The sequence below is a fragment of the Streptomyces sp. NPDC048671 genome, from assembly GCF_055587045.1.
The window spans coordinates 448,705-465,280 of record NZ_JBVJHB010000006.1 but is presented as its reverse complement, the minus strand read 5'-3'; the positions used below and the strand labels follow the sequence as shown (position 1 = coordinate 465,280).

16 protein-coding genes and 2 rRNA genes are annotated in these 16,576 nt (G+C 70.3%); 15 read left to right on the top strand and 3 right to left on the bottom strand.

What is annotated here, in order from left to right:
- The 10 genes from ACZ6S6_RS15350 to ACZ6S6_RS15305 all read left to right on the top strand — a co-directional run.
- A 23S ribosomal RNA gene (locus tag ACZ6S6_RS15350) occupies positions 1-73 on the top strand; the annotation flags it as partial.
- Positions 74-152: 79 nt separating this feature from the next.
- Positions 153-269: ribosomal RNA gene (rrf, locus tag ACZ6S6_RS15345) — 5S ribosomal RNA — on the top strand.
- A 73-nt stretch (positions 270-342) separates the two neighbouring features.
- Entirely contained in the window at positions 343-987 is a 645-nt protein-coding gene (locus ACZ6S6_RS15340) for an HAD family hydrolase (RefSeq protein ID WP_362967423.1), read from the top strand.
- A gap of 42 nt (positions 988-1,029) precedes the next feature.
- A complete protein-coding gene (locus ACZ6S6_RS15335) occupies positions 1,030-2,232 on the top strand; it encodes an MFS transporter (RefSeq protein WP_362967425.1) in 1,203 nt (400 codons plus the stop codon).
- Entirely contained in the window at positions 2,201-3,373 is a 1,173-nt protein-coding gene (locus ACZ6S6_RS15330; protein ID WP_469705929.1) for an acetoin utilization protein AcuC, read from the top strand. Before ACZ6S6_RS15335 ends, ACZ6S6_RS15330 begins: the two co-directional genes overlap by 32 nt.
- 92 nt (positions 3,374-3,465) lie before the next feature.
- Positions 3,466-4,281 (top strand): phosphatase, encoded by an 816-nt coding sequence (locus tag ACZ6S6_RS15325; RefSeq protein ID WP_362967429.1) that lies wholly within the window; start codon positions 3,466-3,468, stop codon positions 4,279-4,281.
- A 128-nt stretch (positions 4,282-4,409) separates the two neighbouring features.
- The gene (locus ACZ6S6_RS15320; protein ID WP_158072253.1) at positions 4,410-4,622 is read left to right on the top strand and encodes a helix-turn-helix domain-containing protein; all 213 of its coding nucleotides are present in this window, start codon (positions 4,410-4,412) and stop codon (positions 4,620-4,622) included.
- A gap of 110 nt (positions 4,623-4,732) precedes the next feature.
- Entirely contained in the window at positions 4,733-4,831 is a 99-nt protein-coding gene (locus ACZ6S6_RS15315; RefSeq protein WP_003948845.1) for a 30S ribosomal protein bS22, read from the top strand.
- 247 nt (positions 4,832-5,078) lie between these two features.
- Positions 5,079-6,176, top strand: coding sequence for an NAD-dependent epimerase/dehydratase family protein (locus ACZ6S6_RS15310; RefSeq protein WP_362967431.1), 1,098 nt, complete (start codon positions 5,079-5,081; stop codon positions 6,174-6,176).
- A 15-nt stretch (positions 6,177-6,191) separates the two neighbouring features.
- Complete coding sequence (locus ACZ6S6_RS15305; protein WP_469705928.1) at positions 6,192-7,229, top strand: lysophospholipid acyltransferase family protein; 1,038 nt, start codon at positions 6,192-6,194, stop codon at positions 7,227-7,229.
- A 157-nt stretch (positions 7,230-7,386) separates the two neighbouring features.
- Here ACZ6S6_RS15305 and ACZ6S6_RS15300 read toward each other — a convergent pair whose 3' ends face one another.
- The 3 genes from ACZ6S6_RS15300 to ACZ6S6_RS15290 form a co-directional block, all read right to left on the bottom strand.
- Positions 7,387-8,586, bottom strand: a complete 1,200-nt coding sequence (locus tag ACZ6S6_RS15300; RefSeq protein WP_362963493.1) for a DUF5667 domain-containing protein — start codon at positions 8,584-8,586, stop codon at positions 7,387-7,389.
- A gap of 225 nt (positions 8,587-8,811) precedes the next feature.
- The gene (locus ACZ6S6_RS15295; RefSeq protein ID WP_123460007.1) at positions 8,812-9,588 is read right to left on the bottom strand and encodes an ECF subfamily RNA polymerase sigma factor, BldN family; all 777 of its coding nucleotides are present in this window, start codon (positions 9,586-9,588) and stop codon (positions 8,812-8,814) included.
- Between the two features lie 280 nt (positions 9,589-9,868).
- Positions 9,869-10,840, bottom strand: coding sequence for an HAD family hydrolase (locus ACZ6S6_RS15290; protein WP_362963491.1), 972 nt, complete (start codon positions 10,838-10,840; stop codon positions 9,869-9,871).
- A gap of 159 nt (positions 10,841-10,999) precedes the next feature.
- Between ACZ6S6_RS15290 and ACZ6S6_RS15285 the strand changes: the two genes are divergently transcribed.
- The 5 genes from ACZ6S6_RS15285 to ACZ6S6_RS15265 all read left to right on the top strand — a co-directional run bounded on the left by ACZ6S6_RS15285 (position 11,000) and on the right by ACZ6S6_RS15265 (position 16,458).
- Positions 11,000-11,275, top strand: coding sequence for a glutaredoxin family protein (locus ACZ6S6_RS15285; RefSeq protein ID WP_469705927.1), 276 nt, complete (start codon positions 11,000-11,002; stop codon positions 11,273-11,275).
- A gap of 272 nt (positions 11,276-11,547) precedes the next feature.
- Positions 11,548-12,318 (top strand): redox-sensing transcriptional repressor Rex, encoded by a 771-nt coding sequence (locus ACZ6S6_RS15280; RefSeq protein ID WP_362963487.1) that lies wholly within the window; start codon positions 11,548-11,550, stop codon positions 12,316-12,318.
- Positions 12,315-13,811, top strand: coding sequence for a glutamyl-tRNA reductase (locus ACZ6S6_RS15275; protein WP_469705926.1), 1,497 nt, complete (start codon positions 12,315-12,317; stop codon positions 13,809-13,811). The genes ACZ6S6_RS15280 and ACZ6S6_RS15275 overlap by 4 nt, the downstream gene beginning before the upstream one ends.
- A complete protein-coding gene (gene hemC / locus ACZ6S6_RS15270; RefSeq protein ID WP_469705925.1) occupies positions 13,808-14,794 on the top strand; it encodes a hydroxymethylbilane synthase in 987 nt (328 codons plus the stop codon). The genes ACZ6S6_RS15275 and hemC overlap by 4 nt, the downstream gene beginning before the upstream one ends.
- Entirely contained in the window at positions 14,791-16,458 is a 1,668-nt protein-coding gene (locus ACZ6S6_RS15265) for a bifunctional uroporphyrinogen-III C-methyltransferase/uroporphyrinogen-III synthase (protein WP_362963481.1), read from the top strand. Before hemC ends, ACZ6S6_RS15265 begins: the two co-directional genes overlap by 4 nt.
- Positions 16,459-16,576 lie beyond the last annotated feature (118 nt).

Here is a 16,576-nt window from a genome sequence, read left to right as displayed (position 1 = left end):
GTTGATAGGCCAGATGTGGAAGCCCGGTAACGGGTGGAGCTGACTGGTACTAATAGGCCGAGGGCTTGTCCTCAGTTGCTCGCGTCCACTGTGTTAGTTCTGAAATAACGAACGGCCGTGTTGTGTTCCGGTGTTGGTTAATTTCATAGTGTTTCGGTGGTCATTGCGTTAGGGAAACGCCCGGTTACATTCCGAACCCGGAAGCTAAGCCTTTCAGCGCCGATGGTACTGCAGGGGGGACCCTGTGGGAGAGTAGGACGCCGCCGAACTCCTTTTATAGTTAAGCCCCGTGCCCTTGTGGCACGGGGCTTTTCTGCGTTCCGGACAGTTTAAGGTCGTGACATGCGCTACGAACTGGTCATCTTCGACAACGACGGTGTGCTCGTGGACAGCGAGCCGATCTCCAACACCATCCTGGCCGACTACCTCACGGAGCTCGGGCACCCCACCTCGTACGAGGAATCCCTCCGTGACTACATGGGGGCCGCCATGCACCGGGTGCATGACCTCATCGAGGAGCGGGGCGGGGAGAAGCTGCCCGCGGACTTCGACGACACGTTCCACTCGCGGGTGTTCGCCGCGTTCCGGCAGGAGCTGCAACCCGTGCCCGGCGTCGAGGAGGTGCTGGGGGATCTCGTCGCCGAGGGGGTCCCGTACTGCGTCGCGTCCTCCGGCAGCCACGAGCGGATCCGCGTCGGGCACCTGAAGACCGGGCTCGACCAGTGGTTCGAGGAGGAGTGGATCTTCAGCGCGGAGGACGTGGGACGCGGGAAGCCGGCCCCCGACCTGTTCCTGCACGCCGCCGACCGGATGGGGGTGCCGCCGGACAGGTGCGTCGTCATCGAGGACAGCCCGCTCGGGGTGGAGGCCGCCAGGGCCGCCGGCATGGATGTGTACGGGTTCACGTCGATGATGCCGGCGGACCGGCTGGCCGGGGTGACCGGGCATTTCTCCGACATGGGACAGCTGCGGGAATTGCTTGCCTGACCCATCTACCCATGGGTAGAAACTGGCTCTACGCTCGCGCCCATGACAGATGCACGATTGCGGCACGGCAGAGCCTCCCTCGCGTTGAGCTTCTTCGTGCAAGGCGTCACCTTCGCTCTTCTCGTGACGCGGATCCCCGCCATTCAGGACCGGTACGGGATATCCGACGGCCTGCTGCCCGTGTTCCTCGCCGCCGTGCCGATCCTGGCCGGTGTGGGCAGCGTGGTCACCGAGAAGGTGGTCGCCCGGGTACGGCCGCGCGTGGTCCTGCGGTGGGCTCAGCCCGTCGTGCTCCTCGCGCTGCTCGGTGTCGGTGCCGGGAGCGAGGTGTGGGAAGCCGCCGTGGCGCTGGGCGCGTTCGGGCTGGCCGTCGGCGCGCTGGACGCGTCCATGAACATGATGGGTGTCAGCCTCCAGCGGGCGTACGGGCGTTCCATCATGCTCGGCTTCCATGCCGCGTACAGCCTGGGCGGGATCGCCGGGGCCTCGATGGCGTGGGCCGGGGCGCACTGGGATCTGTCGCTGCTGGTCTCCTACCTTCCGGTCGTGGTGGTGCTGTTGCCCGTCGCGCTCGCCGGGAGCCGTTGGTACGTCGAGGGGAAGCGGGAGGACGAGGGGCGGGCCGCCGAGCGGGGGAAGGCCGGACCGGTCTCGTTCAAGCTGCTGATGCCGCTCTGTCTGGTGATGTGCTTCGCGTACATCGGGGACTCGACGGTCTCCAACTGGAGCGCCAAGTACCTACAGGACGTGCTGGGGAGCTCGGAACAGCTCTCGACCGTTCCGTACAACGTCTACATGGTGACGACGCTGCTGGGGCGGGCCGTCGGGGACTTCGGGGTGCGGCGGTTCGGCGCGGTGGCCGTGGTGCGGTTCGGGAGCGTGCTGGCCGCGGCCGGTTTCGGTGTGGTGGCCGTCGCCGGCGGGGCCTGGGTCGGGATGCTCGGGTTCACCATGCTGGGGTTCGGGCTGTGTGTGATCGTGCCGCAGACGTTCGCGGCCGCCGGGCGGCTGTTCCCCGGTGCGAGCGACACCGCGATCGCCCGGCTGAACATCTTCAACTACGTGGGGTTCCTGGTCGGCTCGCCCCTGGTGGGGGCGCTCGGGGACGCCTGGAGCTACCGGGGCGCGATGCTCGTACCGATGGTGCTGGTGCTCGCGATGCTCGTGTACGCCAAATCGTTCGGCGCGGAGCCCGCCCGATACGGTGGCGGGCATGAGCGGCCGCGCACAGCTGATGTGGGATGACGCAGTAACGGGATACGACTTCGGGGACAGTCATCCCATGGCCCCGGTCAGACTTGCCCTGACGATGGGTCTGGTGCGGGCGTTCGGTCTCGACCGTGCGGTGGACGTGGTGGCGGCCAAGCCCGCGGGGGACTCCACGCTGCGGCTCGTGCACCGCTCGGACTATGTGGCGGCCGTGCGGGCGGCCTCGGTGGATCCGGACCACGCCGACCAGAACTACGGGCTCGGGACGACGGACGATCCGGCGTTCGCCGGGATGCACGAGGCGTCGGCGCTGATCGCCGGGCAGTCGGTGGCCGCGGCGGAGGCGGTGTGGCGCGGGCAGACCGGGCACGCGGTGAACTTCACCGGCGGGCTCCACCACGCCATGCCCGCCAGCGCGTCGGGCTTCTGCATCTACAACGACCCGGCGCTCGCCATCGCGCGGCTGCTGGAGCTGGGCGCCGAGCGGGTCGCGTACATCGATGTGGACGTGCACCACGGGGACGGCGTGCAGGCGGCCTTCTGGGAGGACCCCCGGGTGCTGACGGTCTCGCTGCACGAGCACCCGCGGACGCTCTTCCCGCAGACCGGCTGGCCCGAGGAGACCGGTGCGGGGGCGGGCGAGGGCGGTGCGGTGAACGTGGCGCTGCCGGCCGGGACGGGGGACGCGGGGTGGCTGCGGGCGTTCCACGCGGTGGTGCCGGAGCTGCTGGCGGACTTCCGGCCGCAGGTCCTGGTGACGCAGCACGGGGCCGATACGCACTTCGAGGACCCGCTGGCCCATCTCGCGGTGTCGCTGGACGCCCAGCGGGCCGTGATGGCGGCCTGCCACGACCTCGCCCATGAGTACGCGGACGGCGGGCGCTGGGTGGCGCTCGGCGGGGGCGGCTACGCGGTGGTGGACGTGGTGCCGCGGTCCTGGACACATCTGGTGGGGATCGCCGCCCACGCGCCCGTCGACCCGGAGTCGGTGATCCCGTCGTCCTGGCGCGACGAGGTCTATGCCCGGACCCGGCAGCTCGGGCCGGCCCGGATGACGGACGGCCGCACCCCGTCGTGGAAGGCGTGGGAAGAGGGGTACGACCCGGCGGACCGGCTGGACCAGGCGGTGCTGGCGAGCCGCCGTGCCGTCTTCCCGCTGCGGGGGCTGCTTACCTGACGCCCGGCCGTCGCGTCCAGCGGTTACGCCAACTGTGGGGCGTAACCCGGCTTTTGGCCCCCGGGCGGTGCGGGTACGGGAACATCGGCAGGGTGTTGAGCACCGGAGCGCTGCGCGCTCATCTGCTGGCGGCCCGGCTGGCCGGGCCCGTGGCCACCCCGCGGGAAGTGAGTCTGCGGAGTTACCGGCTCTTCGCGGCCAGAGACCCCCGGGTGACGCTCGGCCTCGATCCCGGACGGGGCTGGGGGGAACGGGAGTTGCTCCGTCTCATGGCCGAGAAGTGCGGGGTCTCGGACGATCCCGCGCATGTCTCGGGTCCTGATGTGATCGATCCGGAGCGGACGCTGGCGGGGCTGGACGCGTTCGCCGCGCGGCTGTCGGACGCGGCTCTGCGGCGGGCGCCGGTGCTGTTCGGGACGGGACATCCGCACCGATTGCTCGGCTTCTACGCAGCGCTGGCAGACGCTTTGTCGTCGGTGGGGTGCGCTGTCCTCACCCCCGCGCAGGGGCGATGTATCGACATAACGACCCGGTTCGGCGTACGCACGTACCACCTCGACTACGTACGGGGAGTCGCGCTGGTGCGCGAACCCGGCGTGCGAGTGCCCGGTGGTGGTACCGGCGCACACTCCCACTCCCCGCTGCCGGTCAGGGTCGCTCTGGAGGCCGCGGCGGAGGCCCGGGGGCCGCTGCCGGAACTCGTCGTCGGGGACCACGGCTGGGTCTGCGGGGCAGGTCAGCTGGGCATCGAGGCGATCGGGCTGGCCGATACGGACGACCCGGCGCTGTTCGTCGGTGAGGCCGAGGGGAGGGTGTCGGTCGCCGTTCCGCTCGACGACGCCGTGCGCTCCGCCTACTACCTGCCGCTCACGCGCTATGTGCTCAATCGGGCGTGTCTGTCACAGTAGGCGGCCGATCGTCTCTCCTCTTCCCCACTCGCATCACCCGCCCCTAATCTGGGGAGTGAGCGCACATCGACGAAGAGTCACCGGAGGGGAAGCCGGTGCGCGTCGCGTGCGGAAGGTACAGGTGGATCATGGCTGCTGACAGCGAGAGGCCTCTCAACGAGGTCAAGTTTCTGACCGTGGCGGAAGTCGCCTCGGTCATGCGAGTGTCGAAGATGACCGTGTACCGCCTGGTGCACAGTGGTCATCTGCCGGCGATCCGGGTGGGCAGGTCCTTCCGGGTGCCGGAGCAAGCGGTTCACGAGTATCTCCGGGAGTCCTTCGTGGGGGTGGGGTCGGCCTGACATTCCCCTCGGATTACGTCCCTCACCCGGTGGCGGGTAGGCTAGGCCGACGTAGGTCGTGTGGGCCCAGACGCCCCGCACCAGTGAAGAAGAAGTGAGCGAGGGTAGTCGTGGGCTCTGTCATTAAGAAGCGGCGCAAGCGGATGGCCAAGAAGAAGCACCGCAAGCTGCTCAAGCGCACTCGCGTTCAGCGTCGCAACAAGAAGTAGGCGAACGCAGTTCGTGAAATCCGCAGCCCTTCCGCCTTACCGGCGGGAGGGCTGCGGTGCTGTGCGGACCGCCTCCGCCGGGCCGGCCACGCGCACAGCGGTTGCGGGCATTCGGGCCATGACGCGGCACGAGCCTGCCGTGCGGGCGTCACGGGGCAACCTCCACCCGCTACGGTGACGACCGGGGAGAACCTCTTCGAGGACCCCTCCGACTCACTTCACGGGAGACCGACGGAAGGCGCTGATCTTGGGGAAGGTCGTGCTCGTCACGGGAGCGGCCCGGCAGCTGGGCGGCCGCTTCGTGCGGCGCATCCAGCGTGATCCGGGCGTGGACCGGGTGATCGCGGTCGACGCGGTCGCGCCCGGCCATCAGCTGGGTGACGCCGTCTTCGTGCGTGCGGACATCCGCCAGCCCGCCATCGCCAGAGTCCTCGCCGAGCACTCGGTCGACACGGTCGTCCATCTGGACGTCAGCGGGAAGGGGCTCGGGGTCCAGAGCCGTACCGCGGTCAAGGAGACCAACGTCATCGGCACCATGCAGTTGCTCGGTGCGTGCCAGAAGGCCCCGGCCGTTCAGCGGCTGGTGATCAAGTCCAGCACGGGGGTGTACGGCTCCGCGCCCCGCGACCCGGCGGTCTTCCACGAGACCACCCCGCCCAAGTCCCTGCCCAGCGGAGGCTTCGCGAAGGACGCGGTGGAGGTCGAGGGGTACGTACGGGGCTTCGCGCGCCGCAGGCCGGACGTGGCCGTGTGCGTGCTCCGGTTCGCGAACATCCTGGGGCCGGACGCGGATTCGCCGCTCGCGGACTATCTGGCGCTGCCGGTGCTGCCGACGGTGTTCGGGTACGACCCGAGGCTCCAGTTCGTGCACGAGGACGATGTGATCGACGTACTCGGCATCGCCGCGAGCGAGCCGCTGCGCGGCACGCTGAACAGCGGCACCTTCAACATCGCCGGGGACGGGGTACTGCTGCTCTCGCAGTGCTCGCGGCGGCTGGGGCGGCCGACGATGCCGCTGCTGCTGCCCGCGGTCACCTGGGTCGGCCAGGCGCTCCGTACGATCGGGATGACGGACTTCTCGCCGGAGCAGATCCGGCTGCTCACCCATGGCAGGGTGGTCTCCACGGTCCAGATGCGCGAGACCCTGGGCTTCCGGCCGCGGTTCACCACGGTGGAGACGTTCGCGGATTTCGCGCGCAGCCGGGGGCCGGGGCTGCTGCCGCCCGAGGCGGTGGGCCGGGCCGTCGGCAGACTGGCGGCGATGCCGTTCGCCGGGGGGACCGGCGGGGCTCCGGGGATCACCGGGGCCGGCGGCGACACACACCCGACCCCGAGCGGCAGGTAGAGGAGCGCACCGACGATGGCGGATGCCAAGGTCATTCCGTTCGACGACGACCGTTCGCGGTCGGGGGGCTCGCCGCGTGCCGCGCGGCGGCGGTCCCCAGGACGCGGCAACGGGTCCGTGAGCGCCCTGCCGGGGCAGTCGGACGCCGGGCTGCCGCCGGAGGAGCCGGAGGAGCCGGAGGAGGCCGTGGTGGCACCCGAGGAGGCGGAACGGGGTGGCTGGGACCGGCGGATCGCGGGCGGGCTCGCGTTCCTGCGGCGGCGGGTCACGGGTGAGTACGACGTCGACGAGTTCGGCTACGACGAGGAACTCACCGACCAGGTGCTGATGTCGGTGCTGCGGCCCATGTACGAGAAGTACTTCCGGGTCGAGGTGAAGGGCATCGAGAACATCCCGTCGGACGGCGGGGCGCTCATCGTGTCCAACCACTCCGGGACGCTGCCGCTGGACGGGCTGATGCTCCAGGTCGCGGTGCACGACAACCACCCGGCGGGGCGCCATCTGCGGCTGCTCGCGGCGGACCTGGTCTTCATGCTGCCGGTCGTCAACGAGCTGGCCCGCAAGGCGGGGCACACGCTGGCGTGCGCGGAGGACGCGGAGCGGCTGCTGAGGCAGGGCGAGGTCGTCGGGGTGATGCCGGAGGGCTTCAAGGGCATCGGCAAGCCGTTCGGCGAGCGGTACAAGCTCCAGCGCTTCGGGCGGGGCGGCTTCGTGTCGACGGCGCTGCGGGCCGGGGTGCCGATCGTGCCGTGCTCGATCGTGGGGGCCGAGGAGATCTACCCGATGATCGGCAACTCCAAGACGCTGGCGCGGCTGCTGGGTACGCCGTACTTCCCGATCACGCCGACGTTTCCGTGGCTGGGGCCGCTGGGGGCGGTGCCGTTGCCGACGAAGTGGACGATTCAGTTCGGCGAGCCGATTCCCACGGACGGGTATCCGGTGGAGGCGGCGGAGGATCCGATGCTGATGTTCAATCTGACGGATCAGGTGCGGGAGCAGATTCAGCACACGCTGTACAAGTTGCTGGTGCAGCGGCGGTCGGTGTTCTTCTGAGGTGACCGGGTGCGCCCGGCGTGCCGCTCTGTCCTCAATCGCCGGACGGGCTGGATTTTGTCGGCCTCGGGCGCGCTCGGGCGGGGGCTCTGTCCTCAATCGCCGGACGGGCTTGTGTTGGCCGGACGGGCTTGGGGGTGCCCGTCCGGCGGTGGGGTCAGGAGTCGTTCCTGCTGTCGATCCCGAGGCCTCCGATCAGGCCGGGGATCAGCGGGGGCAGGGTGATGTCCGGCGTGGGTGGCGTGCTCGGGGTGTCCTTCGACGGTTCGGTGGTGTCCTGCGACGGCGGGTCGAAGAGGTCGTCCGTGCCGCCCCCGATCAGGCCGTCCGCCGGGGTGCTGTTCGAGCCCGACGGGTGGGGCGAGGAGCTGCTGCCCTTCTTGCCGTCGTGCGCGTCGGCGGGTGCGGAGGACGACGGCGATGGCCGGTGCGAGGACGGGGCCGTGCCGGTGCCGGTGTCGGTGGAGCCGGACTGCTGCGATCCGCCGCTCTTCTCCTTGGCGCGGGGGAACAGCGACTGCAGCGGCGCGACCTCTTCGTCTATGGCCGCGAAGACGGAGCTGACCTGGTCGCCGAGCTCGGTCAGCTGGACGGGCAACCGGTCGCGGAGGCTGGTCCAGCTGTCGCGGTGCGAGCGGGAGAAGGAGTCCAGGGTCTGGATCGGCCCGATGGCGCCGTTGCGCTGGTAGGCGGCGTGGAGCAGGCGGTGGCCCTCGGTGGCGTCGTGCGTCATGCCGTTGAGGGTGCGCCTGACCTCGCCGAGCTGTTCGTGGTCCAGGTCGGACGCGCGGCCGCGCTCCATCAGCCTGCGGGCTTCGCTGAGCCGGGTCGATGCCTGGTCCAGGTAGACCTCGCCGCGGTCGGTGTCGCTGCCGGCCAGGTTGAGGTGGAGGTCCTCCATGCCGCGCTTCAGCCCGTAGAGGGAATCGCCCGGGAGGGCGTCGGAGCTGGCGGCGGCCACTCCGCCGAAGGCTCCCGCGGCCACACCGACGGTGAGTCCGCCGGCCGCGAGGCCTTTCGTCCAGCGCGATTTGGGGCGCAGTTTGCGGAGCGGGGAGGCCCGGTGGGCCCCCTTGCCCCGTTGTTCGGGAACTGTAGGGGCCGCGGACGCGCCGCCCGCGGCGAACATGGCCTCCATGGCGGCGACGAGCTGGGCTCGCTGCACCACTTTGACCTCGGGATCCAATACCGGCTTCGGTAGCTCACCGAGGCCGTTCGCCAGGGCCAACAGCGGTCCGCGGTCGGCCGGTTCGGCCGGTTCCTCGGGCTGTACGGCCGCCGCACCGCGGAGCGACTGCTCCTCCACGGCCTGGGCGAAGGCGTTCGCCCGCCGGTGTGCCGAAACGTTTGCGATCACTGGCGGCACCTCCTCTCGTCATGACGGTCGACTCCCCTGAGCGTCCGGAAGGTTGCACACCTTGAGCGCATCCACACGATTGAGTGAGTGTCTGCGGACATGGGGTGACGACAGGGGGCCTGCAACCGGCACAACGAGTGGCGCGGCACTTGGGTTACGCACGAAAGATGATCGGACCAGTGCGTGATGAACGTATTGCCGAGAGTGATTCGGCCCGGGGTGGGGTCAGCGGGCATCGTCCGGAAGGAGTCGGGCAAGTGTGCGGACGGCGCGGTACTGCAGGGTCTTGATCGCGCCCTCGTTCTTGCCCATCACCCGGGCGGTCTCGGCGACCGAGAGCCCTTGCAGGAAGCGCAGGGTCACGCACTCCTGCTGCTGGGGGTTGAGTCGGCGCACGGCTTGCAGCAGTGCGGCATTGGAGAGGGACTCCAGGACGGAGTCCTCGGGGCTGCGCTCGACCTCGTTGGCGTCGAGCATTTCGCCGGTGGTCACTTCCAGCCGGAATCGACTGGATTTGAAGTGGTCGGCGACCAGGTTGCGAGCGATTGTGACCAGCCAGGCGCCGAAATCGCGGCCCTGCCAGGTGAACGTGGAGATACGCCGCAGGGCACGCAGGAAGGTCTCACTGGTGAGGTCCTCCGCTGTCGCCTTGCCGCCCACGCGGTAGTAGATGTAGCGGTACACGGTGTCGCTGTACTGGTCGTAGAGACGGCCGAAGGCGTCAGCCTCACCGGCCTGTGCGCGCTCGACGAGATCCATCATGCGCGCGCTGTCGCTGTCAGCTGTCGGCCGACGAACGGTGGACGTGGTCGTTGCGCCGCGGTTGCTGCGTCTTCCGACCGCCGCACCGCGTTCGGCCAGGGCGTAGCAAGGGCCGGCAGGCGCAGGGGTGGCAAAGGCGGGTACGGCGTACGCGGTGGGGACGAAGCCGCGCAAGCGGTCGGCGACCGTTGCGCGCAGCGTAGCCAGGCCCGAGGCGTCAACCCCGACGTGTGGGTACACGGGACTCCCAGAGGCAGAGCTTCCATCACGTGCAGTGCGAAACCGTCACTCGTCGTAGTGAGTGGTGGGTTCCGAATGCGTCTGAGGAGAATAACGCTTCGTACAGGCAGTGCTACACCCAGTTGCTCAAATCACCGGTTACGTCGTTTCTGTAGCGACTATTCGACACATCAAGTAGCACATCGTGACCGGTTATTGATCGAATTACTTCGAGATCTGCCAGTAGCCGCGACAGGTTGTGGTCGGGCGAGGGTGACCCGGTCAACACGGGCGACCGGGGTCAGCGGCGGCGGCGGTGCAGGGCGACGGCGGCGGCGGTGCCGCCCGCGAGGGCGCCCACTCCGGCCGCGGCCGGGATGCCGACCTTGGCCGCCTTGCGGCCCGTCCGGTAGTCGCGCAGCCGCCAGTCACGGGCGCGGGCGTACTTGCGGAGCTTGGTGTCCGGGTTGATCGCGTACGGGTGTCCGACCAGGGACAGCATCGGGATGTCGTTGTGCGAGTCGCTGTACGCGGCGCAGCGCGCCAGGTCCAGGCCCTCGGCCGCGGCCAGGGCGCGTACCGCCTCGGCCTTCGCGGGGCCGTGCAGCGGTTCGCCGACGAGGCGCCCGGTGTAGACGCCGTCGACGGATTCGGCGACGGTGCCGAGCGCGCCGGTCAGGCCGAGGCGGCGGGCGATGATCGTGGCGGTCTCCACCGGGGCGGCGGTGACCAGCCAGACCTTCTGGCCGGCGTCGAGGTGGGCCTGGGCGAGGGCGCGGGTGCCGGGCCAGATGCGGTCGGCCATGTACTCGTCGTAGATCTCCTCACCGATGGACATCAGTTCGGATACACGGTGCCCCTTCACGATGGACAGGGCGCTGTCGCGCGCGTCCTGCATGTGTTCGGGGTCCTCGACGCCGGCCAGCCTGAACCAGGCCTGCTGCCAGGCGAACCGGGTCAGTTCACGGCGCTCGAAGAACTTCCGCTTGTACAGGCCGCGGCCGAAGTGGAAGATCGCGGCGCCCTGCATCACGGTGTTGTCGAGGTCGAAGAAGGCGGCGGCCCGTTCGTCCCCGACGACGGGGAACTCGGGTTCCCGTTCCTCCGCGCCGGGCGTGGCGCCGGCCTCGGCGTCGGCTTCAGCTTCGGCTTCGGCGGACCGCTCGGCGTCGAGCGACGACTTCCGCGCTGCCTCTGCTGCTGCCTCGCCTGCCAGCACGCTCCGTGCTGTCGCGGAACGCCTGCGGGGTGTGAGCCATCCAAGAGCGGCCATGTCGTGAGCATAGCCAGTCGGTTCGGCCCTTCCCGACCTGCCGGGATGCCAGGGCGTGAACTCTCGGGGACCGAACTGCTGAACGGGTGATTGGGGGTGTGGGGGGCGTGGTGCGGGCATGGGGCCGGGCAGGTCTCCGCGCGGCGGAGAATGAAGGGTATGAGTGCCCTGTTGCGTCGTACGAAGAAGAAGCCCGCGGACCGGGTGGTGACCCTCGTCGGGAAACCCGGGTGTCACCTCTGTGACGATGCCAGGCTGGTGGTGCGCACGGTCTGTGAGGAGACCGGCGCGTCCTGGGAGGAGAAGGACATCACCAGGGACGATGAGCTGTACCGGGAGTACTGGGAGCAGATCCCCGTGGTCCTCATTGATAACGAACAGCACACGTTCTGGCGGGTGGACCCGGTAAGACTGCGCAGGGCGCTGCTTTCCTGAGTGAAACCCGGTTAACATCATGGGCGTTTTGAGTGGTCTCGGGGGCGTAGTCGTGAGGAGTGTGTACCACCTTGCCCCCTTCGGGCCCGCAACGGGCTGATGCGATCGGCGGTTCCTGGATCGCGCGGCGAATGCGCGTGACCCCGGTCACTTTGACCGGACAAATCGGACACTATCTTTGTGCACGCGTTCACAAAGACATAGCCTGCATTCGACGGGGCGGCCCTGGGACATACGGCCGCCTGCAGCCCCGCTCATCCCGCAGGAGCACCGTGGCAACTGGCCGAAACCACCGACCGGCGACCCGTAGCCGAGGAATTCCCGAGGCCACCGTCGCCCGACTTCCGTTGTATCTCCGTGCGCTGACCGCGCTCTCCGAGCGCTCGGTCCCCACGGTCTCCTCCGAGGAGCTCGCCGCGGCGGCGGGGGTCAACTCCGCCAAGCTGCGCAAGGACTTCAGCTATCTCGGTTCGTACGGGACGCGCGGCGTCGGCTACGACGTCGAGTACCTCGTCTACCAGATCTCCCGTGAACTCGGCCTCACGCAGGACTGGCCGGTCGCCATCGTCGGCATCGGCAACCTCGGCGCCGCCCTCGCCAACTACGGCGGTTTCGCCTCCCGCGGGTTCCGGGTCGCCGCGCTGATCGACGCCGACCCCGCGATGGCCGGAACGCCCGTCGCCGGCATCCCCGTCCAGCACGCGGACGACCTGGACCGGATCATCAGCGAGAACGGCGTGTCGATCGGCGTGATCACCACCCCGCCCGGCGCGGCGCAGCAGGTCTGCGACCGTCTGGTGGCCGCCGGCGTCACCTCCATCCTGAACTTCGCCCCGACCGTGCTCTCGGTGCCCGACGGCGTCGACGTGCGCAAGGTCGACCTCTCCATCGAGCTCCAGATCCTCGCCTTCCACGAGCAGCGCAAGGCGGGCGAGGACGCCACCGCGGACGACGGCCCCGACCCGGCCGCACCGCCCGTGCGCGCCGCGACCACCAGCCGGAAGGGACCCGACGGGGACATGCCCGCCGTGATGCCGGCATGAGTCTCCTTGTCGTAGGGCTGAGCCACCGCAGCGCTCCCGTCTCCGTGCTGGAGCGGGCCTCGCTGCCCGCCGGCACCCAGGCCGAGCTGCTCCGGGACACCCTCGCCGCGGAGCCCGCGGTCGAGGCCGCCGTCCTCGCCACCTGCAACCGCATCGAGCTGTACGCCGACGTGGACAAGTTCCACGCGGGCGTCGCCGAGCTGTCCACCCTGCTCGCCCGGCACAGCGGCGTCGGTCTGGACGAGCTCACTCCGTATCTCTATGTGCACTACGAGGACCGGGCCGTCCACCACCTCTTCTCGGTGGCCTGCGGACTGGACTCGATGGTCGTGGGCGAGGGCCAGATCCTCGGCCAGATCAAGGACGCGCTGGCGCTGGGGCAGGAGCTCCACACCGCCGGCCGGCTGCTGAACGACCTCTTCCAGCAGGCCCTGCGGGTCGGCAAGCGCGCCCACAGCGAGACCGGGATCGACCGGGCCGGGCAGTCGCTCGTCACGTTCGGTCTGGAGCAGCTCGCCGAGGGGCGCGACCCCGGGGTCTGGGCGAAGGGCAAGCGCGCCCTGGTGATCGGCGCGGGCTCGATGTCCTCGCTGGCCGCCGCGACCCTGGCCCGTACCGGTGTCGCCGAGATCGTCGTCGCCAACCGCACCCGTGCCCGCGCCGACCGGCTGGTCGAGATCCTCAACCAGGCCGGCGGCACCGGAGTGGCCGCCCACGCCGTGGAGATGGCCGCGGTCTGCGACGAACTGACACGTGCCGATGTCGTCGTCTCCTGCACCGGTGCGACCGGTCTGGTGCTGAGCGCCGAGGCCGTCGCCGGTGCGCTCGGGCTGGAATTCGCCCCGCGCGAGGCGCCTGCCGCGCCCGTCGCCGCGCCGCCCGCCGATCTGGACCAGCACGCCGCGTGGGTGGAGAACGGCTCCGCCACCGCGACCGCGCAGGCGCAGGCCGTCCGCCGGGTCACCGTGCCCGCCCAGTCCACCGGGCCGGTCCGCCTCGCCCTGCTGGACCTCGCGATGCCCCGCGACATCGACGGCGACGCCGCCCGCCTCGACGGTGTGTGCCTCGTCGACATCGAGTCGCTCGCCGAGGCGTCCGCCGACGCCCCGATGGCCGCCGATGTGGACCAGGTGCGCACCATCGTCGCCGACGAGGTCGCCGCCTTCGGTGCCGCCCAGCGCGCCGCCCACATCACTCCCACCGTCGTCGCCCTGCGCACGATGGCCGCCGGAGTGGTCGCGGGCGAGATCGCACGGCTGGACGGACGCCTCCCCGACCTGGACGAAAAGCAGCGCGCCGAGATCTCACAGACCGTGCGCCGCGTCGTCGACAAGCTCCTGCACGCGCCCACCGTGCGGGTCAAGCAGCTCGCCAGCGAGCCCGGCGGCGCCGGGTACGCCGATGCGCTGCGGGAACTCTTCGACCTCGACCCGCAGACGGTCGCCGCCGTCTCCCGGGCAGACCTGAACGACCCGAAGCGAGGGCGGTCATGACCGACAACTCACCCCTGGGCGCGGGGGCCACCGAGCCGCTGCGGCTGGGGACCCGGCGCAGCAAGCTCGCCATGGCGCAGTCCGGCCTGGTGGCCGAGGCCGTCACCGAGGTGACCGGGCGGGCCGTGGAGCTCGTCGAGATCACCACGTACGGGGACATCTCCCGGGAGCAGCTCGCGCAGATCGGCGGGACCGGCGTGTTCGTCGCCGCGCTGCGCGAAGCGCTGCTCCGCGGCGACGTGGACTTCGCCGTCCACTCGCTGAAGGACCTGCCGACCACGCAGCCCGAGGGCCTGACGCTGGCCGCCGTGCCGGTGCGCGAGGACCCGCGTGACGTGCTGGTGGCGCGGGACGGGCTGACCTTCGAGCAGCTGCCGTCCGGTTCCCGGATCGGCACCGGCTCGCCGCGCCGCATGGCGCAGCTCAACGCGTACGCCCGCGCTCACGGCCTCGGCTTCGAGATCGTGCCGATCCGTGGCAACGTCGATACGCGTATTGGTTTTGTACGAAGCGGTGAACTGGACGCGGTGGTACTCGCCGCGGCCGGACTCAGCCGTCTCGGCCGGACCGGTGAGGCGACCGATTTCCTGTCGGTCGACACCGTTCTGCCCGCTCCCGGCCAGGGAGCACTGGCGATCGAGTGCGCTGCCAGCAGCGCTGACCTCGCCGCCGCGCTCGCCGAGCTCGACGACCCGTACACTCGGGCCGCCGTGACCGCCGAGCGTGCCCTGCTCGCCGCTCTGGAGGCAGGCTGCTCCGCACCCGTGGGTGCGCTGGCCGACCTCCTGGCCGACGGTCAGGCTGTCAACGAACTGCGCCTGCGCGGAGTCGTCGGGTCCACCGACGGTTCCTCGCTGGTACAGCTGTCCACCACCGGTCCCGTCCCCACGTCGCACGACGACGCGGCGGCCCTCGGTCGCGAACTCGCGGCCGAGATGCTCGCCAAGGGTGCGGCCGGTCTTATGGGGGAGCGAGCACTTTGAGCCCCACCGGCCCCGCCGCATCCGAATTCCCTGTCCTGTCCGCAGGGCACGTCACCTTCCTCGGCGCCGGTCCCGGCGACCCGGGACTGCTGACTCTGCGCGCCGTCGAGGCGCTTGCGAGCGCGGACGTTCTTGTCGCCGAGCCGGACGTTCTCGGCGTCGTTCGCTGCCATGCGCGGGCAGGCGTAAGCACGCCTGAGCTGACGGTTGTTGACGTGCAGTCAACAGCCGTCGGTGTACCCGTTCTCAGGGACGCGGCCAATCTTGTCATGGAGGCCGCGAAGGGCGGCAGGCGGGTCGTCCGTGCCGTCGCCGGTGACCCCGGCCTGGACGGGAACGCGGGCGGCGAGATGCTGGCCTGCGCGGCCGCCGGCATTCCCTTCGAGGTCGTGCCCGGTGTCGCCAACGTCGTGGGGGTGCCCGCGTACGCCGGGGTGCCGCTGCGTGACGCGCAGGGCGCGGACGTCCGGTTCGTCGACGCCCGTACCGCCTCGGACCGCTGCTGGAGCGAGGTCGGCGCGAGCGATGCCACGTGTGTCATCTCGACGACGCTCGACGCGGTGGCCGCGGCCGCCGGTGAGCTGGTCTCGGCGGGCCGCAAGCCCGACACCCCGCTGACCGTGACGGTCGGCGGCACGACGACCCGCCAGCGCACCTGGACGGCGACGCTGGGCACCATCGCCCAGCTCTTCAAGCAGGCCAAGGTTCTCCCGTCGCCGGAGGGGCACCGGCCCGTCATAGCCGTGGTCGGGGAACGCAGCTCCGCCGCCCAGCGCGACCAGCTCTCGTGGTTCGAGTCCAAGCCGATGTTCGGCTGGAAGGTGCTCGTGCCGCGTACGAGGGAGCAGGCGGCGTCGCTCTCCGACCAGTTGCGCTCGTACGGTGCGGTGCCGCACGAGGTCCCGACGATCGCCGTCGAGCCGCCGCGTACGCCCCAGCAGATGGAGCGCGCGGTCAAGGGCCTGGTCACGGGCCGCTACGAGTGGATCGCGTTCACCAGCGTCAACGCGGTGAAGGCCGTCCGGGAGAAGTTCGAGGAGTACGGGCTCGACGCCCGTGCCTTCGCCGGGATCAAGGTCGCGGCCGTCGGTGAGCAGACCGCCGCCGCGCTCGTCGACTTCGGTGTGAAGCCGGATCTGGTGCCTTCGGGTGAGCAGTCCGCCGCCGGTCTGCTGGAGGACTGGCCGCCGTACGACCCGGTCTTCGACCCGATCGACCGCGTCTTCCTGCCGCGTGCCGACATCGCCACCGAGACACTGGTGGCCGGTCTCATCGAGCTCGGCTGGGAGGTCGACGACGTCACCGCGTACCGCACGGTCCGCGCCTCGCCGCCGCCCGCCGACACGCGTGAGGCCATCAAGGGCGGCGGTTTCGACGCGGTGCTCTTCACCTCGTCCTCGACGGTGCGCAACCTGGTCGGCATCGCCGGCAAGCCGCACAACGTGACCGTCATCGCGTGCATCGGCCCGGCCACGGCGAAGACCGCCGAGGAGCACGGTCTGCGCGTCGATGTCCTGTCCCCGGAGCCGTCCGTGCACAAGCTCGCCGAGGCGCTCGCCGCCTTCGGTGCGCAGCGCCGGGACGCGGCGAAGGAGGCCGGTGACCCGGTGACGCGGCCGAGCGAGCGCCGTCCCGGCGCGCGGCGGCGTCGTACGACGACCTGATCCGGCGCAACGGATGCGGGGCCCGGCTGCTTCTCCGTGAAGCGGCCGGGCCCCGCTCTGCTGAACGGGCCCTCTTTTCCCGGCGCAGGTGTCGGTAAGACGCTGATGTGTGCGGGTC